This window comes from Streptomyces sp. NPDC101393 (assembly GCF_044767385.1).
Classification (GTDB): Bacteria; Actinomycetota; Actinomycetes; order Streptomycetales; family Streptomycetaceae; genus Streptomyces.
On the sequence record NZ_JBIWNU010000004.1, the window covers coordinates 567,122 to 592,010 of the forward strand.

General features: G+C 66.2%; 25 protein-coding genes, 1 tRNA gene and 1 pseudogene. 26 read left to right on the forward strand and 1 reads right to left on the reverse strand.

The genetic code is table 11. The features are described 5' to 3' along the window. Nucleotides 1–160 precede the first annotated feature (160 nt). Nucleotides 161–1,180: pseudogene (locus tag ACIRQ7_RS15980) on the reverse strand (DUF2252 family protein); the annotation flags it as partial. 58 nt (nt 1,181–1,238) lie between these two features. Here ACIRQ7_RS15980 and ACIRQ7_RS15985 point away from each other — a divergent pair. The 26 genes from ACIRQ7_RS15985 (at nt 1,239) to ACIRQ7_RS16110 (ending at nt 24,790) form a co-directional block, all read left to right on the forward strand. Continuing rightward, nucleotides 1,239–2,735: a recombinase family protein gene (locus ACIRQ7_RS15985; RefSeq protein WP_404263150.1), complete on the forward strand. Its 1,497-nt coding sequence runs from the start codon at nt 1,239–1,241 to the stop codon at nt 2,733–2,735. An 858-nt stretch (nt 2,736–3,593) separates the two neighbouring features. Next, nucleotides 3,594–3,666, forward strand: a tRNA-Leu gene (locus ACIRQ7_RS15990). 34 nt (nt 3,667–3,700) lie between these two features. After that, the gene (locus ACIRQ7_RS15995) at nt 3,701–4,030 is read left to right on the forward strand and encodes a hypothetical protein (RefSeq protein WP_404262893.1); all 330 of its coding nucleotides are present in this window, start codon (nt 3,701–3,703) and stop codon (nt 4,028–4,030) included. 632 nt (nt 4,031–4,662) lie between these two features. Next, nucleotides 4,663–4,998, forward strand: a complete 336-nt coding sequence (locus ACIRQ7_RS16000) for a hypothetical protein (RefSeq protein WP_404262895.1) — start codon at nt 4,663–4,665, stop codon at nt 4,996–4,998. Between the two features lie 40 nt (nt 4,999–5,038). After that, a complete protein-coding gene (locus ACIRQ7_RS16005; protein WP_404262897.1) occupies nt 5,039–6,652 on the forward strand; it encodes a terminase in 1,614 nt (537 codons plus the stop codon). A gap of 18 nt (nt 6,653–6,670) precedes the next feature. Next, entirely contained in the window at nt 6,671–8,098 is a 1,428-nt protein-coding gene (locus ACIRQ7_RS16010; RefSeq protein WP_404262899.1) for a phage portal protein, read from the forward strand. 79 nt (nt 8,099–8,177) lie between these two features. Next, nucleotides 8,178–9,044, forward strand: coding sequence for a hypothetical protein (locus ACIRQ7_RS16015; protein ID WP_404262901.1), 867 nt, complete (start codon nt 8,178–8,180; stop codon nt 9,042–9,044). 21 nt (nt 9,045–9,065) lie between these two features. Continuing rightward, complete coding sequence (locus tag ACIRQ7_RS16020) at nt 9,066–9,581, forward strand: hypothetical protein (protein ID WP_404262902.1); 516 nt, start codon at nt 9,066–9,068, stop codon at nt 9,579–9,581. Nucleotides 9,582–9,611: 30 nt separating this feature from the next. Further along, on the forward strand, nt 9,612–10,565 hold the full coding sequence (locus ACIRQ7_RS16025) for a P22 phage major capsid protein family protein (RefSeq protein ID WP_404262903.1): 954 nt from the start codon (nt 9,612–9,614) through the stop codon (nt 10,563–10,565). A 15-nt stretch (nt 10,566–10,580) separates the two neighbouring features. After that, nucleotides 10,581–10,955 (forward strand): hypothetical protein, encoded by a 375-nt coding sequence (locus ACIRQ7_RS16030; RefSeq protein WP_404262905.1) that lies wholly within the window; start codon nt 10,581–10,583, stop codon nt 10,953–10,955. 322 nt (nt 10,956–11,277) lie between these two features. After that, on the forward strand, nt 11,278–11,559 hold the full coding sequence (locus ACIRQ7_RS16035) for a DUF5403 family protein (RefSeq protein ID WP_404262906.1): 282 nt from the start codon (nt 11,278–11,280) through the stop codon (nt 11,557–11,559). Between the two features lie 423 nt (nt 11,560–11,982). Further along, the gene (locus ACIRQ7_RS16040) at nt 11,983–12,534 is read left to right on the forward strand and encodes a hypothetical protein (protein ID WP_404262908.1); all 552 of its coding nucleotides are present in this window, start codon (nt 11,983–11,985) and stop codon (nt 12,532–12,534) included. An 82-nt stretch (nt 12,535–12,616) separates the two neighbouring features. After that, nucleotides 12,617–12,973, forward strand: coding sequence for a phage tail assembly protein (locus ACIRQ7_RS16045; protein ID WP_404262910.1), 357 nt, complete (start codon nt 12,617–12,619; stop codon nt 12,971–12,973). Nucleotides 12,974–13,353: 380 nt separating this feature from the next. Further along, a complete protein-coding gene (locus tag ACIRQ7_RS16050) occupies nt 13,354–15,381 on the forward strand; it encodes a hypothetical protein (RefSeq protein ID WP_404262911.1) in 2,028 nt (675 codons plus the stop codon). 169 nt (nt 15,382–15,550) lie between these two features. Further along, the gene (locus ACIRQ7_RS16055) at nt 15,551–17,329 is read left to right on the forward strand and encodes a hypothetical protein (protein WP_404262913.1); all 1,779 of its coding nucleotides are present in this window, start codon (nt 15,551–15,553) and stop codon (nt 17,327–17,329) included. Between the two features lie 2 nt (nt 17,330–17,331). Then, nucleotides 17,332–18,444, forward strand: a complete 1,113-nt coding sequence (locus ACIRQ7_RS16060; RefSeq protein WP_404263151.1) for a DUF5047 domain-containing protein — start codon at nt 17,332–17,334, stop codon at nt 18,442–18,444. Then, entirely contained in the window at nt 18,441–18,959 is a 519-nt protein-coding gene (locus tag ACIRQ7_RS16065; RefSeq protein ID WP_404262914.1) for an H-type lectin domain-containing protein, read from the forward strand. Before ACIRQ7_RS16060 ends, ACIRQ7_RS16065 begins: the two co-directional genes overlap by 4 nt. Nucleotides 18,960–19,026: 67 nt before the next feature. Beyond that, complete coding sequence (locus ACIRQ7_RS16070) at nt 19,027–19,635, forward strand: hypothetical protein (RefSeq protein WP_404262915.1); 609 nt, start codon at nt 19,027–19,029, stop codon at nt 19,633–19,635. Between the two features lie 59 nt (nt 19,636–19,694). Then, complete coding sequence (locus ACIRQ7_RS16075; RefSeq protein ID WP_404262917.1) at nt 19,695–20,564, forward strand: CHAP domain-containing protein; 870 nt, start codon at nt 19,695–19,697, stop codon at nt 20,562–20,564. Nucleotides 20,565–20,571: 7 nt separating this feature from the next. After that, nucleotides 20,572–20,820 carry a hypothetical protein gene (locus ACIRQ7_RS16080; protein WP_404262919.1) on the forward strand — a complete coding sequence of 83 codons (249 nt, stop codon included), beginning with the start codon at nt 20,572–20,574 and terminating at the stop codon, nt 20,818–20,820. Nucleotides 20,821–20,863: 43 nt separating this feature from the next. Further along, entirely contained in the window at nt 20,864–21,463 is a 600-nt protein-coding gene (locus ACIRQ7_RS16085) for a hypothetical protein (protein WP_404262921.1), read from the forward strand. Nucleotides 21,464–21,804: 341 nt separating this feature from the next. After that, on the forward strand, nt 21,805–22,431 hold the full coding sequence (locus ACIRQ7_RS16090; RefSeq protein ID WP_404262923.1) for a hypothetical protein: 627 nt from the start codon (nt 21,805–21,807) through the stop codon (nt 22,429–22,431). 16 nt (nt 22,432–22,447) lie between these two features. Continuing rightward, the gene (locus ACIRQ7_RS16095; RefSeq protein ID WP_404262925.1) at nt 22,448–23,278 is read left to right on the forward strand and encodes a hypothetical protein; all 831 of its coding nucleotides are present in this window, start codon (nt 22,448–22,450) and stop codon (nt 23,276–23,278) included. A 248-nt stretch (nt 23,279–23,526) separates the two neighbouring features. Continuing rightward, the gene (locus ACIRQ7_RS16100) at nt 23,527–24,324 is read left to right on the forward strand and encodes a hypothetical protein (RefSeq protein ID WP_404262927.1); all 798 of its coding nucleotides are present in this window, start codon (nt 23,527–23,529) and stop codon (nt 24,322–24,324) included. 64 nt (nt 24,325–24,388) lie between these two features. Continuing rightward, complete coding sequence (locus tag ACIRQ7_RS16105; RefSeq protein ID WP_404262928.1) at nt 24,389–24,559, forward strand: hypothetical protein; 171 nt, start codon at nt 24,389–24,391, stop codon at nt 24,557–24,559. 63 nt (nt 24,560–24,622) lie between these two features. Then, entirely contained in the window at nt 24,623–24,790 is a 168-nt protein-coding gene (locus tag ACIRQ7_RS16110; RefSeq protein WP_404262930.1) for a hypothetical protein, read from the forward strand. The last annotated feature ends 99 nt before the right edge of the window (nt 24,791–24,889 follow it).

The following is a 24,889-nucleotide window of genomic DNA, read 5'->3' on the forward strand; positions in this document are numbered from 1 at the left end:
GCCGAGTGTGCCATGGCCAGGGGTAAGCGACGCTTAAGGGGTGACGAAGTCGCGCGAACCGGAAAAACACCCTGTACGTGAACGTATATGGCCGAATGTGGCCTTACGTGATCGTACGGGGCGTTCCTTTGCAGTCCGGACCCGCGAGCCGCCACGGTCTCTACAGGCCGGGGATCCGGCCGTTGCGGAAGAGGTCCACGAAGATCTGGTGGTCGGCGCGGGCGCGGGCGCCGTAGGAGTGCGCGAAGTCCACCAGGACCCGCGCGAAGCCGTCCTCGTCGGCGGCGATCGCGGCGTCGATGGCGCGCTCGGTGGAGAAGGGCACCAGGGAGTGGCCGCTCTCGTCGTCCGCCGCGCCGTGCATGGTGGCGGTCGCCCGGCCCAGGTCCGCGACCACCGCCGCGATCTCCTCCGGGTCGTCTATGTCCGACCAGTCCAGATCGACCGCGTACGGCGAGATCTCGGCGACCAGCTGGCCCGCGCCGTCCAGCTCGGTCCATCCCAGCCACGGGTCGGCGTGATCCTGGAGCGCGCGCTGCGAGATGACGGTGCGGTGGCCCTCGTGCTGGAAGTACTCGCGGACCTGCGGGTCGGTGATGTGCCGCGAGACCGCCGGGGTCTGCGCCTGCTTCATGTAGATCACCACGTCGTTCTCCAGGGCGTCGCTGTTGCCCTCGAGAAGGATGTTGTACGAGGGCAGGCCGGCCGAGCCGATGCCGATGCCGCGGCGGCCGACGACGTCCTTGACGCGGTAGGAGTCCGGGCGGTCCAGGCTCGACTCGGGCAGCGTCTCCAGATAGCCGTCGAAGGCCGCCAGGACCTTGTAGCGGGTCGCCGCGTCCAGCTCGACGCTGCCACCGCCGGCCGCGAAACGCCGCTCGAAGTCGCGGATCTCGGTCATCGAATCCAGCAGCCCGAAGCGGGTCAGCGAGCGGGCGTCGCGCAGCGCGCCCAGCAGCGGCCCCTCGGCGGTGTCCAGCGTGAAGGGCGGCAGTTCGTCCCTGTCGGCGCGCTTCGCCCCGGAGGCCAGCGCGTGGATGCGCTCGCGGTAGGCGGCGGCGTAGGTGCGCACCAGCTCGGTGATCTGCTCGTCGCTGAGCGCCTTGGCGTAGCCGATCAGCGCGACCGAGGCCGCGAACCGCTTGAGGTCCCAGGTGAAGGGCCCGACGTAGGCCTCGTCCTTGTTCGTCAAGACACGTTGGCGCTAGACTGCCCGGGTGACGACGAAACCACGCACAGTGCGCCTGTACCTTCGCATCTCCAGGGCTACGGAGGAGAGCACTTCCATAGAGCGGCAGGAGGAGGGAGGCCGCACAGAGGCGTCCAAGCGATGGCCTGGCGTGCCCATCGTCGTGTACACCGATGAGGACGTGTCCGGGGGAGCGGAACTGGCCGACCGGCCGGACCTGACGCGGATGATGAAGGAATGGCGAGAGGGGGACATCTGCCTGTTCTGGTCCTTTGACCGCATCGCCCGTGGCGTCATCCACTTCGTGGACATCCTGAAGGACGCGGACGCCATCGGCGTGACCCTGGTGGCCGTGTCCGATGGGGTGGACACGTCGTCACCAAACGGCCGGTTCATCGCCCACATCCTGGCCACGTTCGCGGACTTCGAGCGGAATCAGATCCGGACACGTACGGCCAACGCCCGCAAATACATGCTGAAGGTTGGCCGCTGGACCGGTGGCCGTGTCCCCTACGGGCTCATGGCGGCACCGCATCCCGGAGGCGTGGGCAAGACGCTGGTCCGTGACCCCGTAGCTGCCCTCATCATCCGGCGCATCGCGGACGACATGCTGAACCACGACAAGGGCATGACGACCATCGCCAGGGAACTGGAGTCTGAGGGAGTCCCGTCCCCGCGGGTCCACACATCCACGAAGGCCAACCCCAAGCCTGCTGCCTGGAATAGCCGGGCCGTCCGGCTCATCATGGAGTCGCCGGCCATCGTCGGCCACCAGACGGACCCGTTCACGGGCCGGGTCGTGAGGGGTGAGGACGGACTGCCGCTGACCGTGTGGGACCCGATCCTGACCCCGGCAGAGCAGGCCCGCATCACGGAGCGGTTCGGCCCCCGGACCCGACGCACCAAGGCGGGACCCCGGCACCGGCTCTACGGCGTGGCCACGTGCGGGCTGTGCACGGGGAACCTGAAGCGGTCCAACGGCGGGAACTTCCAGCGGGACGTGACCGTGTTCCGTTGCAAGGGTCCCCTAGCGGCTCCACACCGCCCGGTGAGCGTCCGCGCGGACGTCCTGGATGCGTGGGTGGATGATGCCGTCCTGGCCCGTATGGGGCACGGTGAGGGACTCCGCCGGGAGTACGTGGAGGGCGAGGCCCCGGGAGAGGACGTCGACCGGCTGCGTGAGTACCTGGCGGAGCTGGAGGAGGACCGGAGGGCAGGCATGTACTCCACCCCGGAGGCTCTGGCCCGGTTCCGCCAGAGCTACGCGGACACGGCCCAGCGCATCGCCACCCTGGAGGCCCAGGAGCCAGCCCAGGAGGCTGGCTGGCGCTACGTCCTCACGGGTGTGCCGTTCGCGGACGAGTGGGACGCCATGGACCCGGAGGAGCGGGGCGAATGGCTGCGGCGGGTCAGCGCCACGGTGTCCGTCCTCCCGCCGGACGTGCCCCGCTCCCGGGTGCCGCTGGAGGAGCGCGTGACGCTCGATCTTGGGGACCTGGAGGACGTGGCCATGGAGCTGGACGCCGTAGCGGCCGACGTCGACTGACCCCGGGCATCCGCCAGCCTCTCCGCCGGGAAGCGCTTCTCTGCTTCTCTCGTTGCCGAGAGTGACTGGACGTGAGGGACGGTAGCTGAGCGTGAGGGAGGGAAGCAAAAAACCTGCTTCTCCACTCTTCTTCTCTATAGCGCGTATAGGAAAGAAGGTGCGAGAAGCAGGTTTTCTGCTTCTGCTCCCGGGGCGGGCCCACCGCCTGGCGGAGAGGCTGGCGGAGGGGGCGACCATGATCCCGAAGTGTCACAGGCAACACAGAACTACAGTGAGCAGAGAGAGCGTTCAGCCACTCGTAGCCAGCCCCTGGAGGTGGCCGACGCTGACGACTCCCTGCCCTTCGCCTCCGCCCCGTGCTCCTGGGTACTCCTCCCCAGTCCGAGCACGGGGCGTTGAGTGCTGTCAGCGCCACCACAGGCCCATCAAGGGCGTGCCCGCGCTGACCTCAGCTTCCACGACCCGCGTGAACCCGGGCCCCAGTACCACTCCCCGGCGGGGGAGTCGGGAAGAGGAACCTAGTAGCGCGGGACGTGGGCCCCGGTCACTGCCTCGCAAGCGGATGGCCGGGGGTGATTGTCCCTCCGTCCCGGTGTCCACGCCCGGAGCGGAGGGAGCGCAACGTGCGCCCGGTCGCGAGAGACAGCAGTGCGTAAGCCGCTTCGACAGAAGCGCGGCCAGCCGAGCGACCCGGGCCGGGCACACAGCAACAGCAGCACGCCGGTTGGGCGGGTTGGGGGCATGGCGGCAATGCCGCGCGATGCCTACAAGGGAGGCCCGGACGCGGGCACACGGCGAAAGCACCGGCAGCCACCGGCGCGAGCGGGTTCGAAACCCGCACTCCCACTAGCGGCACACGCTCCTGTAGCCCAGCGGTAGAGGCCCCGGCTTCAAGCACCGGTCAGCGTTGGTTCGAATCCAACTGGGAGCACTTCACATCCACCATCGGGGACCAGACTGGAGAGATGCGCATGGCAGCAACGGCACTGGCCCTCACGGGAATGACGCCCACCGGGGTGGCACCGGGCACGGCGGAGGATGCTGACCTGGTGAACGGTAACAGCGTCCGTAACACGGCCTCGCTCCACCTCACGGTGGATAACAGCGAGGGAGCGGGCGCGTCCGTCGTGACGTTCGTGACCGTCGCTCAGGTGGGCGGGTACGACGTGGAGGACGTGGCAGTCACGGTTCCCATGGGTGCCGTCCGTGTGTTCGGCCACTTCCCGGCGAACGTGTTCGGGTCCACGCTGACCTTCACCGCGTCGGCTGCGGTCACCGTGCTGGCGTACCAGTAGATCGTCCCAGAAAAAAGACGGGGGTAGTTCATGGCGTGGGAAGGCAGTGATCGCCGAAACGAACTACCCCCCGGCTGGGAAAAGATCAGGGCCCAGGTTTTTAGACGGGACGGGTATCAATGCGTGCACGTGCGCTACGACACGGGCGCCCGATGCGTCGAGCCTGGAACCGAGTGCGACCACATCGGTAGCAAGTGGGATCACGGCCTGGCGAACCTCCGCACGCTGTGCAGGTATCACCATGCGCAGCGCACTGCCCAGCAGGGGGCAGCGGGACGACGTGGCAAGCCGAGACCGCCGAGACGAAGGCCTTCAGACGATCATCCTTCGAGCCTCTGATCTTGGCTCTTTTTGATCTTTGAAATCTTGAGATCTTTTTGAAGATCTTTCCTGACCTGGGGGGTTCCCCCTCCTGGTCTTTTCCCCGCACCGAACGATCATAGCGGCTCAGAATCTGTACGGGTTCCAAGGTTCCTCTGAGCCCCATCGAAACGCGCTGACCTGGGCATATGCCCCCGCGACCCCCTGAAGGGAGGGCGATCATGCCCGGACCCGTGCCGAAGCGAAGCGATCAACGCAGGCGCCGGAACACGACCGACGGTCCCGCCCTCACGAGGGGCGTGTCTGGGGGAGTGCCGTCCATCCCTGCCGGGGACCCTGAATGGCACCCCATCGCAGCCGACTGGTTCGAGTCGCTGATCGACTCCGGACAGTCCCACTACTACGAAGCGTCCGACTGGGCGACTGCCGTATACGTGGCGGAAGCCATGAGTCGGAACCTCAAGCAGGGCAAGTTCTCAGCCCAGCTCTTTCAGAGCGTCATGTCCGGCATGACCGAACTCCTCACCACGGAGGGAGCCCGGCGAAGGGCCCGCGTGGAGCTGGAGCGTGCTGGGGAGACGGAACAGTCCGTGGATCCCGCCGTGGCCCTCATGGATGACTACCGTAAGGCGGCCGGCGGCCAGTAGCGCCGCGTCTCGCCTCCGCCCCTGACGGGAGGTGAGCCCTATGGCCTCGCAGCTTGACCCTATACGCACGTGGCCGGACACGGTCCCGGACCGCACCCGCACCCTCGGGTGGGACGTCCTTCTGTGGACGGCCCGCTACCTCAGGCAGCCGGACGGCCCGGACGCCGGGTCTCCGTGGAGATTCACCCCGGAGCAAGTCCGCATCGTCCTCCGCTGGTACGAGATCGACGACCGCGGAGTCTTCACCCGCAAGCAGGGCACCATCCGGCGGCTGAAGGGGTGGGGGAAGGATCCCTTCTTGGCCGCGTTGTGCGCCGTGGAGTTCGTGGGTCCCTGCCGCTTCGGCGGCTGGAAGTCGGACGGGACTCCCCTGGCCGTGTCGCACAAAGCGGCGTGGATCCAGGTGTGTGCGGTCTCGAAGGACCAGACGCGTAACACGATGCGACTCTTTCCCGGGCTCTTCTCGGCGGAGTGCCTGGCCGACTACGGCATCGACCTGGGCAAGGAGATCATCTACTCCCGGACCAACGGCGTGATTGAGGCAGTGACTTCGTCGCCCCGGGCCCTGGAAGGTGGTCGCGCCACGTTCGTGGTCATGAACGAGACCCACCACTGGATCAGTTCCAACGGCGGGCACGAAATGGCTATGACGATCGCCGGTAACGTCGGCAAGTCGCGTGGCGGTGGCGCCCGGACGATGGAGATTACCAACGCTCCGCTCCCCGGAGAGGACTCTGTGGCGGAGCAGACCTGGCACTCCTGGAGCAAGATCCAGGAAGGCAAACAGCGGGACAGCGGGATGTACTACGACTCCGTCGAGTCCCCGCCCGTCAACATGGGCGACGTAGACGAGCTGAAGGCCGGGATCATCGCGGCCCGTGGCGACGCCACATGGCTGGACGTCGACTGGATCATCTCCACCATCTACTCCGGCACGATGCCCCGCTCCCGCTCTCAGCGCATGTACCTGAACCAGCTCGTCACGGCGGAGGATCAACTGATCTCCCCGGAGGACTGGGACCGGTGCAAGGACGACGCCCTGACGCTCCGTCCCGGCGACTCCATCACGCTCGGGTTCGACGGAGGCAAGTCCTCCGACGCCACGGCGCTGGTCGCTGTCCGCGTCTCGGACCGGGCGGCGTTCCCCCTGGCCGTCTGGGAGCGTCCTGACGGCCCGGAGGCCGAGGGCTGGAACGTCGACCGTAAGGCGGTGGACGGGGTGGTCCGCAACGCCCTGGAGACGTACGACGTTCAGGCGTTCTTCGCGGACGTCAACCAGTGGGAGTCCTACATCGACACGTGGTCCGAGGACTACGGAGCCGCCCTCCTGGTGAAGGCGTCCACCCGTTCCGCCGTGGGGCGGGACATGCGTGGCGGTCTCCAGGAACTGACCGTGGCCAACGAGCGACTCATGTCCGCCGTTGAGGAGGGGAAGATCCTCCACGCCGGGGACATGACCCTTCGGAGGCACGTGCTCAACGCCAGGCGCCGGCCAAACCAGTACGGGCTGAGCTTCGGCAAGTCCACCCGGGACAGCAGTCACAAGGTCGACGCGTACGCGGCCACGCTCCTGGCGGACCTGGCCAGGCACCGTCTGGTGGAGTCCCGCAAGACCCGAGACACCGTCGCAGATCGCACGGTGTACTTCTTCTGATCCCCAGGAGGGACCGGCATGGCCACAGAGCTTGAAATGATCGCTGCCGGGCTTGCCGGTCTCGCCACGGATCAGCCACGCATGGACCGCGTGGACAACTACATCAGGGGCGTACATGACGACCCCTACATGCCGAAGTCCGCGACGGATGAGTACAAGCTTCTTGCGAAGCGGGCTATCGCCAACTGGATGCCTCTCCTCGTCAAAACTCCTGCCCAGGTGCTGAGCGTGACTGGGTACCGGCGGGACGGAGGGGCGGACACCACTCCCGAGTGGGACGTGTGGCAGCAGAACCGCATGGATTCCCGCCAGACCGCCATCCACCGCGCAGCCCTCACGTACGGCGTGGCCTACGTGGCGGTCACCACCGACGCGTTCGGCACCCATATGAAGGGGCTTTCTCCCCGCCGGGTGTACGCCTCATATGCGGACCCGGCGTCCGACGCGCTGCCTTTGTGGGTCCTGATGATGGACCACCTCCCCAGCGCGGACGACGTTAAGGACGTGGCGTCGGGGACGCTCTACACCCAGACGAACGTCTACCAGGTCACGGTCACTGGTGGGGGCAAGAAGTCGGTCACCACACTGGTTTCGTCCGTCCCGCACAACATGAAGCTCCTGGGGCAGCCGGTTTGCCCGGTCGTGCGCTTCGCTCCGGACATTGACCTGGAGGGACGAGTCACGGGCGTGATTGAGCCCATGATCCCCATTCAGGACCGGATCAACCAGACCACATTTGACCGGTTGATCGTCCAGACCTTCGGATCCTTCAAGGTACGCACGGTCACCGGCATGGCGCCGGACCTCCAGCGCGACCCGGAGACGGGGGACGTGATCCTGGACGCCAACGGTCGACCCACGCCGATCCCCGTCCGCGCGGACGCGTCGCGCTTCATGATGACGCCCAACGAAGATGCCAAGTTCGGGACCCTGGACGAAACTCCGCTCGACGGGTTCCTGGAGGCTGCGAAGGCAGATGTCAAGCAGCTCGCGGCTGTGTCCCAGACACCGCCGCATTACCTCCTTGGCGACATGGTCAACCTCTCCGCCGAAGCCCTGGCGGCAGCGGAGTCTGCCCTGATGCGCGCCGTGAAAGAATTTCAGAGGCCGCTGGGAGAGGCGTGGGAACTGGTCCTGGCGCTCGTGTCTGAGTCCGAGGGGTCTGTCGTGGACGCCGGCGCACAGGTGCTCTGGGATGACTTCGAGTCCCGCTCCTTCGCTCAGGTCGTTGATGCGCTCGGCAAGGCTGCGCAGATGCTCAGCGTCCCGCCTCGGGCACTGTGGTCCCGCATCCCGGGAGTCACGGATGGCGACGTGGCCGACTGGGCGGACATGGCGGAGACGGACAGCAGTGAGAACCGCCTGGCCACGGCCATGGACAAGGCTCTGAGCGCCCCGCAGACCTCGGAGGCCGGGAACAGTGTTCCGGGGGTAGCCAGTGCCTAGTAGAGCCGTACAGCAGCTACTTGACGAGTTCTGGAGGGCGCAGGCGCGCATTGGGGCCGTCGCTTCGGCGGAGGCCCTGGTGGCGTGGCGCCGCATCAACCGACACGACCCGGAGGCTACGGCCATCGACTGGCTGGTGGCGGTCCTTCAGATCGTCCGCAACGGCCGGGGCCGGTCCCGCCGCAACGCAATTGCGTTCTACCGCCTATACCGGGCGCTGGAGACCGGCCACACGGTGGCGCTGCCCGAACAGTCGACAACCACCGCAGTGATCACCACAGTGGGCATGCTCCGTCAGGAGTGGGACCGAGAGGTGAATCAAATCCACCTGCCGCAGGAAGGTGACCACCGGGAGATCCCGGTGGAGCGCTTCGAGTGGCCGGAGGAACCCACGGCGGAGCTGGAGAAGGCAGCCCGTCTCTCGTTGGCCCACACAGGGCCCGTGAGGGTTGCGGAGGTAGTCCAGGGGGCCAAGACACGGGGCCGTCTCGACGACCCGGACTTCTTGGCGGAGCTGGAGTCCGCTGGACGATCAGCCGCGAACGTGGCCGACAGAGAGGCAATCCGATCAGGGCGGGACCTTGTGGACCAGGCGTCCAAGGGGGACCGGCGTGTTCGGGGATGGGCACGCGTCACGGACGACGACCCCTGTCACTTCTGCTCCATGCTGGCAAGCCGCGGAGCTGTCTACCGCTCACAGCAGCTGGCGGGGTCCGCCGGAGACCGTGAAAGCGGCGACCCGGAGGCCCTGAAGAGGTACCACCCGATGTGCCACTGCCAAGTAGTCCCCGTGTACAGCGGGGAAGCCTTCCTGACTCCAACGGCCCGGAGCCTGTATGAGGACTGGAAGCGAGTCACCCGGATGAAGTCCGGAGAAGAAGCCATGCGGGCATGGCGTCAGCACATTGAACGGCAGCGCCACGAGCGCCGCAACGCCGACAACTAGACGGGCCCAGGAGGCACGCGAATGTCTGAGCAAGAGAACACCACTGACCCTGCCGCTGAAGCGCCGGAGACCCCGGCGGCCGCCCCGGAGGCGCCCGCTACGGAGACCCAGGAGCCGAAGGACACCGGTGCCGACGTACGGGGCACTGGCGACGGTGGGGACGAACTGGAGGCCCTGAAGAAGAGCCTCCAGGAAACTCGCGCGGAGGCCGCGCGGTACCGCGTGCGCGCCCGTGAAGCCACGGAGGCGCTCGGGGCGACTAAGACGGCCGACGAGTACGCCGCGCTGGAGGCTGAGAAGGACAAGCTGTCAGCTCAGCTCATGCGCGTGCGTGTCGCAGCGAAGTACAACCTTCCTGACACTCTCGCATCCCGACTGACGGGAGCCACTGAGGAGGAGTTGGAGTCGGACGCCCAAACTCTGGCGACGTTCACCGCGACCACCCCTCTCGGGCGGGGCGGGCTGGACCCCAACAGGTCGGCCGCTTCGTCCTCTCCCGCTGATCTGGCGGCCCGGATTCCCCGCGCACGCCGGTAACCCTGTACCTACCTCCTGGAGGAAACGACCATGGCGAACAACGCCTTTCTGAAGCCCGAAGTCATCGCCAACGCGGCCGTCGGCATGCTGGAGCGAGAGTTGATCCTCTCCAACCTGGTGTGGACCTCCCACGGGCTTGACTTCACCGGTGCCAAGAACGACACCGTGTCGCTCCGCATCCCGTCCCGCCTGACCGCCCGCACCTTCCCCTGGAGGGACGACCGTTCTTCGTCCAGCATCGTCCTGGACAACCTGGCGGAGGACAGCGTCTCCGTGTCGCTGAGCAAGGACATCTACTCTGCCGTGGCCATCACGGACGAGGAACTGACCCTGGACATCTCCGACTTCGGTACCCAGGTTCTGGACCCCCAGGTTCGTGCCGTTGCTGCCTACCTGGACGCTCAGGTTGCGGCCATGATCGAGGGTGCTGCGTACGGCGCGGAGGGTGTCGGCACGGTCACCATCCTGGAGGCCGACGGCCAGAACGCTGCTCTCAACGGGATCACCCGGGCGCGTACCCTCCTCAACAAGAACGACGTCCCGCAGGAGGGCCGCACCCTTCTGGTTGGTGCCGACTTTGAGGAAGCCCTTCTGAGCGGCTCCACCCTCCTCGACGTCTCGCAGTCCGGTTCGGACGGGGCTCTCCGTGAGGCGACCATCGGCCGCATCCGCGGCTTCAACGTCGTCACCTCGAACGCCATCGACTCCCTGTCGGCGTACGCGTTCGTTCCGTCCGCGTTCCTCCTGGCGACCCGTGCCCCGGCCATCCCGTCGGGTGCCACCTTCGGTGCCGGTGCGTCCTTCGCTGGCTACTCGATGCGCTGGATCCGCGACTACGACGCGAGCAAGCTGCGGGACCGCTCGATCGTCAACGCGTACGCGGGCACCAAAGTTATGTTGGACCAGCCCACCCCCGGTGACACGGTCGGCACCAAGACCCTCCAGCGCGCGGTCAAGCTCGTCCTGACCCCGGACGAGGGCTGATCGGAGAGGTAACCCATGGCTACTCCCCTCGCGGACGTCGCCTCTCTTGAGGCGCGTTTGGGGAGGACCTTGGAAGGCCCGGAGATTCCCATGGCGGAGGCGGCGCTTGACGACGCTTCTGCCATGGTCCGGGCCTACGGCCTCCCCTGGCCGGACCCGGCCACGGCGCCGGCCACGGCAATCTCAGTGACTCTCGCAGCCGCTGAGCGCAAATTGCGCAACCCGGAAGGGTACCGCCAGGAGATGGAGGGCGGGTATCAGTACGCCTTTGCTGCCAGCATGCCCACGGGCGTGGACCTGAAGCCGTCGGAGATCCGATTGCTTCAGGCGGTGGCGGGTGTGTCCGGTCTCTTCTCCGTTCAGTTCGAGTCGTTCGGCGGTGCCGTGTGAGCATCTACGGCACCCCGCCGCATGTCGTCACCGTGTACCCCGTGGTGCAGACAGACGACGGGTACGGCGGGACGCAGCCGGGTGAGGGTGCCCCGGTCACGGTCCGGTGCCTGGTTCAGCCTCGCGTCTCGGAGACCGCAGCCGGACAGGAGGGGTACGTGGCGGGGGTTGTCCTGGACATCTCCGCGCGGTCCCTCCCGGCTGGCGCGTGGTCCCGTGTTACGTACAACGGCGTTGACTACACGGTGGTTTCCGAACCACGCCGGTTCGGCGTCTCCCGACGCACCGCCCACGACCTGGCGACCATCCACAGGAGGTGAGCATGGCGACTCTTCGGAACAACCTAGACGCGTTCGTGGCTCACCTGCCGCCCGTGAAGAAGGAAGTCCGCAAGGAGCTGGATGGCCGGGCGGCGCGTGTCCGTGCGGTGGTCACGGCCAACAGTAGTTCCGGCCGACTGGCGCGGAGTTTCAAGGTCCGTACGAACCTCACCGACTCCACGGTGGAGATATCGGACCCGGCGATCTATGCGATCAACTACGGTCACGTGGCGTCAGATGGCTCGTGGGTTGAAGGCATCCATGCGATTGAGGCGGGTCTCTGATGCATCCGACCCCTGACCTTGACGCCCTGATCCTGGACGCGCTCCGCGCGGCGGACCTGGACGCGGACGTACGAATCCTGATGCCCGAGATTCCGGCGGACCATCTCCCCCTGGTGGTGGCTCGCCAGGTGTCTGGCGGGGAGGCTCCCGGCATGGGGTCCGTGACGGGCATCGTGGAGTTGAAGGCCCTGGCGGAGACTCGCCGGGAAGCTTCGGCACTGGCCCGCCAAGCATTCAGCGCCCTGTCTGACGCCTGCCGTTCAAGGTTCCAGGGGGAGGACGGTTCGCTGAGCTGGTTCCGGCCGGTTGACGGGGCCCCTGTGGAGGCCAGGAACAGTGTTCCGGCCCCCGGCCCCACCCTGTTCATGTTCCGTGCCACGGTTCGCGTGACCGCACGGGCAACAATGACCCCTGGAGGTTGACATGGCGGAGATCGATAACTCCGTGATCCAGCCGGGAGGCGGCTACATTTTCGTAGCTCCCGTCGGCACTGCTAAGCCCACCATCACGGACCCGACGGATCCCGGAGTTGCCTGGGAGACTATCGGCCACACCAGTCTGGATGAACTCCCGGAAATCGGTCGTGATGGAGATGACCCGGAGACGCTGGGTTCGTGGCAGAACCGCAAGCTCCGCGTGACTTCTCCGGACGTCACGTACAGCATTGCGTTTCAGTCCATCCAGTCGACGAGTCTCACCTACCAGCTCTATTTCGGTGGCGGTGAGAGTGCGGTGCAGGTGGACGGTTCATTCCGTATTCCGTCGGCCCCACAGGCTCAGGAGAAGGCACTCCTTCTCGTCATTGTCGACGGTGAGAACTTTCTGCCTATGTGGCACCCGCGCGTGAGCCTGCTCGGTTCCGACGCGGTGGGAATGGATCCGGAGGGTTTCGTCACGTACCCGATCAAGGGCACTCTTCTGGGTCACTCCAGCATTGGCAATGCCCTTGGCGAGTGGGCTTCCGTCGCAGCCTGACGCACTGAACCACCCCCGGCCGGACTGGTCCCCCTGGCCGGGGGCTCTCCAGGGACCGCACTCACACATGACTCTGAACGGAATGGGGACCACCATGACTTTCAACTGCGCTGACGCCCTGGCAGAGGTTGAGACTAACTATCGCGCGATGGAGATGACCACGCGCGCGGGCAAGACCGTGCACCTGAGGAACATCCTTCTCCTGCCGGACACCGGCCTGAAGACGGCCATGACGATCCTGAAGAGCCTGGATGGTAAGACGGAGGAGGGCGTCACCGAGACGCTGCCGAAGCTCCGGGACCTCCTCCTGATGGTCGCGGACGACCCGGCCGCCCTGAAGGTTGAGATGAAGGACTGGCCTCTGGCCATGGCCATGAACGTGGTTCAGGAGTGGCAGAAGGTGACGGACTTGGGGGAAGCACAGCCCTCGGACAGCTGATCCTTGACGGGCACGGCGGGGCGCTGCGTGCGGACCTCCAGAGGTATTACGGACTCGACTTCGTGGACCTCTGGCGAGGGACCCTCTCACCCCGCCGAGTCTGGCAACTGTCCGAGTATCTGCCCGTGGACTCTGCCCTACAGGCGGTCCTGGCGGGCGGGCTCCAGTTCCGAGACTGGAACCTACAGACCCAACTTCTGGCGCATCTCTTGAACGGGGTCCGAGCGGCAGACGTGAACAACATCCGCGTGAGTGGAGGCAAGGCGAAAGCCCCTACGCCCCTCGATGTTCCGACCCCCAAGGCCGCGACGAAACGACGAATCGACCTGAGCAAGCATCCGCTAGCGCAGAAGGTCCAACCAGCACCATAGGAGGTAGAGATGGCCAGTCCTGGAGGACAGGAAGTCGGCCGCCTGCGCATCCGGGTACTGCCCGACACCGACGGATTCGCCGAAGGTCTTCAGGCGTTCTTGGACCGCATCGAAGCGCGGGCCCGACTCTCCATCCGTGTGGAATCGGACCTGGATGGCTTCGAGGCGAACCTGTCAACTCGACTGGCGGCCATCAGTGCCCGGTCGCACATCGACGTGAACGTGGATGTGGACCGGTCTGCAATCGACCGGTTGCGGCAGACTGCGGACCGAGACGGTCGATCGATCGGGTCCCGTCTGCTGCGGGGAATCCTGGACGCCCTCGGAGCGGCCGGCCGGGCGTTCACGGGGGCCATCACGGGCAGCCTGACTCAGGTGCAGTCGGCCATGTCGTCCAACCCGTACACGGCTGCGATCGGTCTCGCCATCGCAGCCGGAATCGCGGCAACCTTGCTCCCCGCGCTGGGGGCGATCCTGTCGGGCCTGACGGTCTCGGTTACCGGTCTCGGCGTCATCGGCCTGGGGGCGGTCCTGCTTAAGGACGAACCCAAGGTCAAGGCAGCCGCGAAGCGCATGAAAAAGTCGATCATGACGACGATGAAGGGTGCCGCTCAGCCGCTGATCCCGGAGTTCACCAAGGCCATGGGCCAGATTGGCGCGCTTTTCAAGCAGCTCGCCCCGCAATTTAAGTCGATGTTCAAGTCAGTCGCTCCCGCCATCGACATTCTGGGCAAGGGCTTCGGAAAGTCGTTCAAGACCATCGTCAACGCCATAGACCAGACGCTGAAGAAGGCTAAGCCCATTTTTGAGGGGCTGTCCGGGATGGTGCAGAAGATCGCTGACGGGATCTCCAGCTTTTTCCTGTCCGTGGGGTCCCACCCGAAGGAAGCCGGACAGGCGTTGGAAGACCTGGGGTCGGTGATCGGTGGAACCATATCGTTCTTCGGCGGGTTCCTCGCAGTGCTGACCGAAGCCTACGGGTGGATCAGGAACTTCATCACCGGGGCGATCGAGTGGTTTGGTCGCCTACCGGAGACCGTCAGAAACATGGTGGACACCGCCAACGGGTGGCTGATCTCCATGTACGGGAAGTTCTCCGCGTCGGTCGGGGCGGCGATAGCAGCCGTGGTCGGCTGGTTCCAGTCGCTACCGGGGCGCGTGAGCGCGTGGGTACAGAACATGGTGGACACCGCCAACGGGTGGCTGATTTCCATGTCGGGCCGGTTCTCCGCAGCCGTGGGCAGCGCCATCACCGCAATCCTGAACTGGTTCTCTCAACTCCCCGGACGAGTCATGTCGTTCATCTCGCGCATGGTGGTGGGCGTGGTCGGCTACATCATGACCATGGGGACACGAGCGGCTGCCGGGGCGGGTCGAATGGTCCGGGACGTGGTGGCGTGGATCCAGGGACTTCCGGGTCGGGCGTCCAGCGCACTGTCCAATCTGGCGGGGTCTGTTTACTCGCGGGTGGCGGCTGCTGGCTCACGGATGCTTTCGGCTGCCCGATCGGGGGTGTCCAACGTGGTAAGCGCGGTCAGATCTCTGCCGGGGCGGGCCCGGGACGCCTTGGGCAACCTGGGCAGCTATCTCTACAACTCGGGCGCGTCGCTGCTGCGAGGGTTCATCAACGGCATCAAATCGATGATTGGCAGCGTGAAAAGCGCGGTCAGCAACGCCATGTCTGCCGCCCGTGACTTCTTCCCGTTCTCCCCGGCCAAGACCGGTCCGTTCTCGGGCCGGGGATGGGTTCTCTACTCCGGCCGATCGGTCGGCGAGGCGTTCGCTCAGGGCATTGGCGACTATGAAGGGTTGGTGGGCAACGCCACGTCGTCCCTGGCGGGCATCGCGTCCGGCAACCTGTCGGCCACGTCCGTCATGACCGCCCTACCGGCGGCACCGCCCCCGCTACTGGACGGAGCCAGATTGGTCCTGTCCCTGGACGGAGAGCGGGAGATGGAGGCGTTCGTCCGCTCGGGCGCCCGCTCTGAGATCACCAACAACCTGATTCGCCCGGCAAACCGAGGGAGGGCGCGATGACGCGCGTACCGGTCCAGAAACTGGGGGCCGACCCTGTGGTGACTCCGCGAACCGTCCGTGAGGTGGACGCGGAGTCCCGCCGGGTGCTGAAGGCGTTCCGTCCCGACGTGGTGACGGTCGTGTCATCGCCCGTAGCGGGCCGTTCGACGTTCCTGAAGGGGGGACAGACATGAGCCAGGGACAGGGCAACCTCCTCCCGGTCGGCGACCAAGGGTTCCCCAACGGGACCCGGTGGACGGCAACGGGAGCCGCAACGAACTTCAGCTCCTGGACTGTTGTCCCGACGTCGTTCAAGGCGGCACAGGGTGTCCGGCTGACCGCGTCGGGATCCACGGGTTTCAGCACCAAGCTGAACAACGCGGTACCCGTGGCGGCCGGCCAGGAGTACGCGGCGTGGGGCTGGTTCGGAGTGTCCGTGACCCGCTCCCTGACGGCCACATGCACTATCCACTGGTTGAACGCCGGAGGAACGGAAATCGGGACGTCGACACGTCCCCGCACGATGTCGTACACGGCGGGTGCCATCTACCGAGCATCCGCGTACGGCACGGCCCCGGTCGGCACCACGCAGGCGAAGGTGTCCGTGGCGTTCACGGGCGTCACCAGCGACATCGTCTACGTGGACTTCATGTACCTAGGACAGCCCGAACCCGGGAACCTCCTGACGTTCCCGGAGTTCACGTCGGACTACACCCTGGCGCCGTGGATCACCAGCACGGGCACGCTCACGTCTGAGCGGGGCGTGACGCTCATGGGTGATGGGGACACCATGCTGGGCTTCGCTCCGGCCGGGACTGGCATCCACACCGTGACCCTGAACCGCTGGGTCCCGGTCACGGGGGGAGAGACGTACGCCGTGAAGGCGGCCGTCATGACCCTGACCGCGGACCCCAACGCCACGGCTGCCACGCGGGTGGGCCTGGAGGTCCGGAACGCCTTGGGGGCCACCACCCTGATCACGCCGGGGCCGTTCTTCCAATACCAGGGGACCGTCGGAATTTACGTCGGCGTGTTCGAGGATCGGACCGTCACGCTTCCGGCGGACGCCGTGGACGTCCGGGTCGTGGTCCAGGTCTATCAAGCGGTGTCGAATCACGCGGACCTGTACTACATCGATGCGGTGTCGGTGGCCACGTCCCTCCCGGACTACGTCCTGGCGGTGGATGACTCACGGGGAATGGTGTCCATTTCGATCTATGACCGTCCGGTCTACGCGGGCCCCAACACGGTCAGCGTGTACCGCATGTCCGAGGACGGATCCATGGTTCCGCTGCGCGGATACGGGCGGGAGATGGTGGACGCCCCGTACAGCAACGAAGATCTCTTCCTGGAGGACTACGAAGCGCCGGTGGGGACCCGGGTCTACTACCGGGTCGTCTGGACGGGAAACGGGGGTCAGCTATCGCAACTCGACACTGACTCCGTCGTAGCTCCGCAGATCTCCGACGGCTCCTACGTCTGGGTCAAGTCGCCCGGCAACCCGGCTCTGAACACCATGGTGATGATGGCGGAGAACCCGTCCTGGTCCATGGCGGCCCGCTCCGCCGCGTACGCGGTGGTCGGCCGGTCTGCGCCGGTGGTGGTGAGCGAGACCCGGGGAAGCCGAACTGGAACTCTCGCGGTGCGCCTGGCGGACTGGGACACGAACGACGTGGCCCGCGAACTCATGCAGTCCGGGCTGCCCTTGCTCATGCAGGCGGCACCGGGCCACGGCATGGACGGCAACGTGTACTTCGCCATCGGCGATGTCTCGTACGAGCCGGAGAACTGGAATGCCACAGTGCCGGGTTGGCTCTGGACGCTTGACGTCACGGAGATCGACCGACCGGTGGGAGGGCTCCAGGGGTCGGCCGGCCGCACCTGGCAGGACGTCCTGGATGGCTTCGAGTCGTGGGACGAAGTGTTCGCGGCGTACGGCTCATGGCTGGACGTCCAGACGGGAGGGTGACCATGCAGGACGTGTCAGACCGGTTTCTCCCGGCCCTGGCGTCCGCCCACGGATCCGTCGTACAGGTTGATGTCCTGTACGACGGGGACGTGGTGTCGGCCGACATCGCCATCACAGACGGAAGCGTGAGCGTGGACCGGGGGAGCGACATCCGACGCGCGGCCTCCGTGACCGTCCCCGACCCGTCTGTCTTTCCACATCTGGAGACGGACCCGTTCGCGCCGTACGGCCAGGAGTTGTACATCCAATCCGGCATTCGGCACCTGGACGGCTCCACGGAGCTGGTCCCCCTCGGCTTCTTTGTTATAACCGAGGTGAGTGGCAACGTGCACACGGGGCCGCTCACGATTGAGGCACAGGGCCGTGAGTACCTGGTGAAGGCTGAACCCTTCACGGTCCCGACGTCCACGAACACGTTCGCCACGGTGGCCGCGTTCGTGGAGGACGCAATCCTGGACGCCATCCCGTCGGCATCGTTCGTGGACGACTCGACGCACGGCGTGGACAGCATCCCCACGACCACGTTCGACACGAGCAAGGACCGGTGGGCGGCACTCCAGGAGTGCGCAAAGTCCATCGGGGCGGAGCTGTTCGTGAACGCCGAGGGTACGTTCGTTCTCACGGACGTGCCGGATCCCCTGGTCCAGCCGATCGTCTGGGACGTGACCACCGGCGCCAGCGGCGTCATGGTGAGCGCTGCCCGCTCGTTGTCGGCAGACGGGGTCTACAACCGGGTCGTGGCGACCGGGGAGAACGCTGCCGACAACGTGGCCCCGGTCATGGGGGAGTGGACGATCTCCGACCCCACGGACCCGCTCCGCTACGGCGGACCGTTCGGCCGACGGACGAAGATGTTCAGCTCTGACCTGATCACGTCCGGGGCGAAGGCCATCACGGCCGCTCGGGCGCTGCTCCTGGTCTACCGGTCCCCGAATCAGACGCTGGAGCTGGGCACCGTGCCGAACCCAGCGCTGGACGCGGGGGACTGCATCCGCGTCGCGTACGCCAACGGGGATCCGCCGGAACTTCACGTCGTCCAGAGCTTCGACGTCCCGCTGGCCGTCGGCGGCCAATTCACCATCAATACCGTGTCCGGAAGGGAAGACGTCGAATGAGGCAGCCCGTAGACATCCTGGTGGACGCCACCGTGGACGCCGTGGCCGGCGCGGGCGTGGCGGAGGCCGTGGCCCGCATGGGGACCGTCGCGGTCGTCGACGCTGGCGGAACCGTGACGGTGACCCTGGCGGAGGGGGACGTGCCCAAGGTGCGGCTCCTGGGTCGGCTCTACGCCCCGACGGTGGGGGACATGGTGGAGGTGCTTCGGACCCGCTCCGGTTGGGTTTGCCTGGGACCCCTGGCCACGTCGTCCGCTCCGAAGATCCAGAGTGGCACCGTGACCACGCCAACGGGCACCGACAGCACGTGGATCACCGCCACTGTCACGTTCCCGAAGGCGTTCAGCTCCACGCCCCGGGTCGTCATGGCGCCGAACTCCGCTATCACCACCGCCAGCACAACCCTCACGTGGTCCACAAGCAACGCGTCCACGACGGGATTTACGGCGAGGTGCCGACGCAGCAACTCCAGCACGGCCACCACCCCGTTCGACTGGATCGCCACCAACCTGTAACCCCCCTGGAGGGACCAATGACCGACCCCCGCCCCGCTGATCTCGTATTTGAGAGTGAGGACGTCTAATGCCGCTGACAGACAGCAAGGGCCAGAACGTTCCGTTCCCGGTCCTCACCGACAAGCCCAACGCCCGGTCCTTCGGGGAGAACATGGTGGAGGCCCTGGCGGGGCAACTCGTCATGCGATTCCCGTCCCGCTCCGTCCGGGGTGCCACGCTCACTACCCCCGAAGCGGGGATGATGAGCTGGATTGATGACCTTGCCCTGATGGAGATGTACGACGGGGACAACTGGACGGCGGTTGCCTCCGGACAGACCGTATGGACGGACTTCCCCCTGGCGGCTCCGTGGACGGACGGGGCGAACAGCAACGGTGATTTCCAGTACCGAGTGGTGAACCTCTTCGGGCAGGACACGATTATGTTCCGGGGCGCCATCTCGCGCACGTGGCCGACGAACCCGGTTGAGCCGTACGTGCTGACCAGTTCTCCGCTTCCCGTGGGGGCGCGTCCCGTCACCTTGCGGACGATCTCCGTGCCGTGCTCCGACGCGGGGTCCGACCGAATCTCTCTGAAAATCGACCTTCGGACCAACGGCGAAGTGGCGCTGTACGGAGTCAGTTCCACGGCCCGCCCGGCGTGGGTGGGCTTTAACGGGACGTTCGTATCCCTCTGACCTACCGGCCCGTACCGTCGCCCACGGGGCGGGCCCCGCAGCAACAGAATGGACATCACATGACTGCCACCGCAGCAGACGTCATCAAGGCGGCAAAGAGTGAGGTTGGTACGCAGGAGACCCGCTCCGGCGGGCACTGGGTCAACGACTCCAAGTTCAACAAGTGGTACGGCAGCATCCCCGGCTACGGGCGGGGCGGCTACGACTACCCATGGTGCGCCGTGTTCGTGGCGTGGTGCGCCGAGAAGGCGGGGGCCAAGGGCCTGTATCCCGTCACCGCCGGGTGCGCGACGGCCGTGAACTGGTACCGGGGTAAGGGTCAGTTCAGCGAATACCCGGCCATCGGAGCACAGGTGTTCTTCGGTCCGGGCGGGGGCACCCACACCGGGCTCGTCTACGACTACGACGACACCTACATCTACACGGTTGAGGGCAACACCAATACGAACGGCAGCGCAGAGGGGGACGGGGTCTACAGGCGCCAGCGGGCCCGGCGGGACTCGAATGTCTACGGCTACGGCTACCCGGCGTTCGCCGAAGGCATCAAGTCCGCTGACCCGGCATGGGCGAGCAAGGCCCCAAAGCCCTCCGTCCCAGCGAAGCCTGCCACGCCGGCCAAGCCGAAGCCTGCCCCGAAGCCCGTCGTGGACCTGTCCAACGTTGTGGCTGCCGCCAAGCGGGATCCCGGTCTCCGCCAGGGCGGGACCACTCACGCGGCCGACGTCAAGCGGGTGGAAGCCGCGCTGAAGTCGGAGGGCTTCCTGTCGGCCGCGTACGCGTCGGACGGTTCCTACGGCACGTCCACGCTCACGGCCTACGCCAAATGGCAGCGCAAGCTTGGCTACTCCGGCACGGACGCCGATGGCATACCCGGCATGACCTCTCTCAAGAAGCTCGGCGCCGCACACGGTTTCACGGTCAAGGGGTGACCATGCCATGAGCGATGAACGCGATTCGGTGGGAGGGGTCACCATCGGTGCCCGGGAGATTTACGACGTCGTTGTGTCCCTCCGAGACGACGTCCGGGCGCTGACCCAGACGAACGAAGCGGTGAACGAGACGCTGAAGGATCACGAGACCCGCATCCGGGGCCTGGAGCGGTGGCGGTACACGCTGCCCGCGTCCCTGGTCCTGGCGGCTGGTTCCGCCGTGGCGACGATCCTACGGGCGGTCGGTGCCCTCTGATGTCACAGCCAACACAGATGCCGGGTGACGACACTCAACACCTGTGGAGGCAGACATGCATAAGCACGTGGCGTTGGTCGGCAAGGCCCGGTCCGGCAAGGACACCGTGGGACAGATCCTGGTCCAGCACGCGGGGTACACCCGCCTGGCGTTCGCCGACAAGCTGAAGGAAGCTGCGTTGCGGCTTGACCCGGAAATCAACCTCCGCAGGCAAGGCGCCGTGGTTCGGTCGGACTGGCTCTCCGCGTTGGTGGGGGCCCGCAGCTGGGAGACCGCTAAGGCGGTGTACCCCGAGGTTCGCCGGTTCCTTCAGGAGTTCGGCCAGACGATGCGCGAGCTGGACCCGCACATCTGGATCCGTCCCGTGATGACCCGGGTCATGAACGGCACCCGATGGAACATGCCCACCGTCGTAACGGACGTGCGTTACCTGAACGAAGTGGACGCGCTCCGTGATCAGGGCGCTCTCATCGTTCGCGTGGAGCGCCCCGGAGCGGGACTGTCCGGCGACGCGGGGGCGCACGCTTCGGAGACGGAGCTGGACGCCGTGGAGGCAGACGTGACGATCGTCAATGACGGAACCCTGGATGACCTGGCGGACGACGTCAGAACCCTGTACCGCTACCACCTCACTGGAGAGTGACAGAGTGAAGACAGTTCTCAACGCGCTGCGATCGTACGCAGCGTCCCACCCGCTACAGGTTCGCGCGGCCGTCGCGGCTGTCCTGGTTCTGGTGGGGCAGCTCCTTCCGGCCGTATCCGGCCTGACCGGGTCGGAAACGGTGGTTGACACTGTGACCGGAGTGCTACTCGGTGCGCTCGGAGTGGATGCCGTTCGCGTGGCCAAGGCGGGCAAGTAGTGACACATGGGCCCCGGCCCTCTCGGAACACTGTTCCGGGGGGTGTCGGGGCCTATTGTCATTTCTGGCCAGGAACCGACCGCGCCCGCGCGGGTCGCCCGGGAACGATGCTACGGTCCAGTACATGGACGTAGACCTGAGCGGCGTTCTGGCCGCCATTGACACCACGTGGGATGCGCTCCGGGAGCAGCACCCGGAGATCCCGGTGGTGGTCGTGGGTATCGACATGCGGGGGAAAAAGCACGCGCTTGACTACCGGGAAGCCACGGTCACAGGAGAGGAAGTCCCGCCACTCCTGGAGGTGCCGATGGAGTGCATCCGGGAGGGCGGGCGGGCCGTCGTGAGTCACGTCCTCCACGTGGCCGTCCATGCGTTGGCGGACGCCCGGGGTATCCCGGTCACGAACAACCGTGGCCGGCGCCACAACCGGAAATTCGCGGACGTGGCCAGGGAGCTTGGCCGCGAGTGGCCAGAGGACCGGCCCCCGGACCCCTCCCACGGATACGCCCCCGTCCCGATCATGCCGGAGACGTGGACATTCCTGGAGCCGTACGCCGTGGCCACCCAGGATGTCATTGACCGGACAGACGCCGTGGCCGCCCTGGACATGGCCGCTCCACGTCGTGGGACGTCCGGACAGAGGTTGACGCTCCGGTGCGGATGTGACCGGACACTACAGATTGGCCGACGTCAGGCCGCTAAAGGTCCCATCACGTGCGGGGTGTGCGGGGAGGAATTCAGTGAACGTTGACAGTGGAGGACGTACGATGGCCAGTCCGGTAATCACGCACCGGACGGTCCAGGAAGTGGAGGCGGCCATGGCGGCCAAGCAGGACGCGGACACGGCGGACACGAAGCCGGTCAAGCGGTCATCAGGTGGCCGGACGCCGGGAGGCGGTCACGTCACCAAGCGGACACCATCCGTTCTGTCCGGCACCGTGCTGACGGAGGCCATTGACCCGGACGCGGAACGGGCACTCAAGAACGAAGCCGTGGCCGCGGACTACAACGCGGCCAAGGCCAGGGGGAAGGAGTACCTCAAGCTGGAGGGCCGGGCGGCCGATGCTCTCCGCAAGGTGGCGGAAGCTCTGATGGATCTCCGGGCGCACTTCAAGGAGCCGGGGAGCCGGGGCCGAAAGATCGACTGGAACGGGGAGTCCGTGGAGTACAAGGCCCTGGCCCAGCTCCTCTACTCGGACCTGGGGCTGTCCGGCGGGGACCACGACTCCACCCGCCGGAGTGTCCGCTACCAAATCGAGAACGTGAAGCGGGACCGGATCCCCAAGAAGGACTGGGACCACTACGGACTCTCGGCGCTCACCCGGGGCCAGAGGCAGGCTCTCACGGCAAAATTCGGCAAGGCCCACGGGGACATGGAGGAAGCGGCCAAGCAGACGGCAGAGAAGGCCAGTACGGGCAGCGTGACCGGGACCCAACTGGTAGCCCTGGCGAAGCGGATTGACGCCGGGATCTCCGTCTACTCCATGGCCTCCCTCCGGACCCTCACGCCGGCACAGCGGAAGACGTTCCGGGACCAGCTGGAGGACACCCGCCAGAAGACAGCCGCTCTCCTGGAGGAGCTGGACGGGCTGGACTGACCCTCGCCGCTCACGCTCCGTACGCCAAGGCCCGCTCTCCATCACGGAGGGTGGGCCTTCGTCGCGAGTGGAAGCAGAAAACCTGCTTCTCCCTCCTTCTTCTCTATGGCGCGTATAGGAAAGAAGTAGCGAGAAGCAGGTTTTCTGCTTCCGTCTCCGGGAGGGGGGGCCTCCCTGGCGGGGGCCGGTGTCACGGCCAACACAGAACCCATTTGAGAGCGAGACACCTACTCGAATGGGAGCAAGACATGAGCAACCTCCGCACGTTCAAGCGTGGAGATAGTCGCTTCTACGTGGACGACTCCACGGGAGCGACGGCCCCCGGCGTGACCTCCATCATCGACATGCTGCCCAAGGGCTTTCTGAAGTTCTGGGCGGCCAAGATGTCGGCGGAGTTCGCCGTGGAGAACCTTGGTGCGGTCATCACCCTGGCCATGAAGGACAAGAACGCGGCCGTGGACCTCATCAAGGGAGCGTCCACCCGCTTCACCCGGGAGGCGGGCGACTTCGGCACGCAGTCCCACAACATCTTCGAGAAGCTGGCGCGGGGTGAGAGCCCCGGGCGGATGCACTCAGAGTTCCAGCTCATGGCGGGCCACTTCAAGGAGTTCTTGGACCAGGCTCAGCCGGAGTTCATTCACCTGGAACAGACCGTCTGGAGCGACACCCACGACTTCGCCGGGTCGTTCGATGCGATCGGGACGATCGAGGGAGAGACGGTGATTCTGGACTGGAAGACCACCCGGTCCGGAATCCACGAAGAGGTGGCCCTCCAGCTCAACGCGTACGCCAACGCGGACCGCATCATCCTGTCGGAGTCGGGTGAAAGCGTGGCCCTTCCGACCATCGATGCGGGGGCGGTTCTCCACGTGCGGCCGGAGGGTTGGAAGCTGGTCCCCGTCAAGATGGACCCGGCCATCTTCGACATGTTCCTTCACCTCAAGCACGTCTTGGAGTGGGACCGTGGCGGCAAGCGTGGCGTCATCGGCAACCCGGTCATGTATGGCGGCGTGAAGGAGACCGGTTCGGAGCGTCGCGCCAACTGACCCACGGCCCTGTCCTCTTCGGAGGGCGGGGCCCTTCTGGGTACACACTCAGAAGGAGCACCCCATGACCGTGGCCGAACTCATCATCAAGCTTCACCGCCTGCCCCTCGACTCCGTGGTGGATTACGAGGGGCACCCCATCAACTGCGTTCACGACGGTACCGGAGAGGACACCCGCCCGGAGTCCCGTGGCGTGACGCTGGCAGAGTTTGAGTGCTGCTTCCGCTGCGGCTGACCCCCGGCCCCGTCACCTTCCCCGGTGGCGGGGCCTTTCGGGGCACACACGAGGGAGACCACCATGCCCGAGCACGAGACTTACAAGGACGTTGACGGAGACCTCTGGACAACCACGGGGGAGGTCTGCGACTACGACGGAACCCCAATGCTCCGGTGGGAGGACGACACCGGGGAGGGGCGTTCAAAGAAGTGGGTTGAACTACGGTTCGGCCCGCTGACCCACGCGTGACCCACGGCCCCGTCACCTTCCCAGGTGGCGGGGCCTCCTGCCGTGTCACAGCCAACACAGAACAGCAGTGAGAGGGAGACCCGCTCCCAGACCACGCTG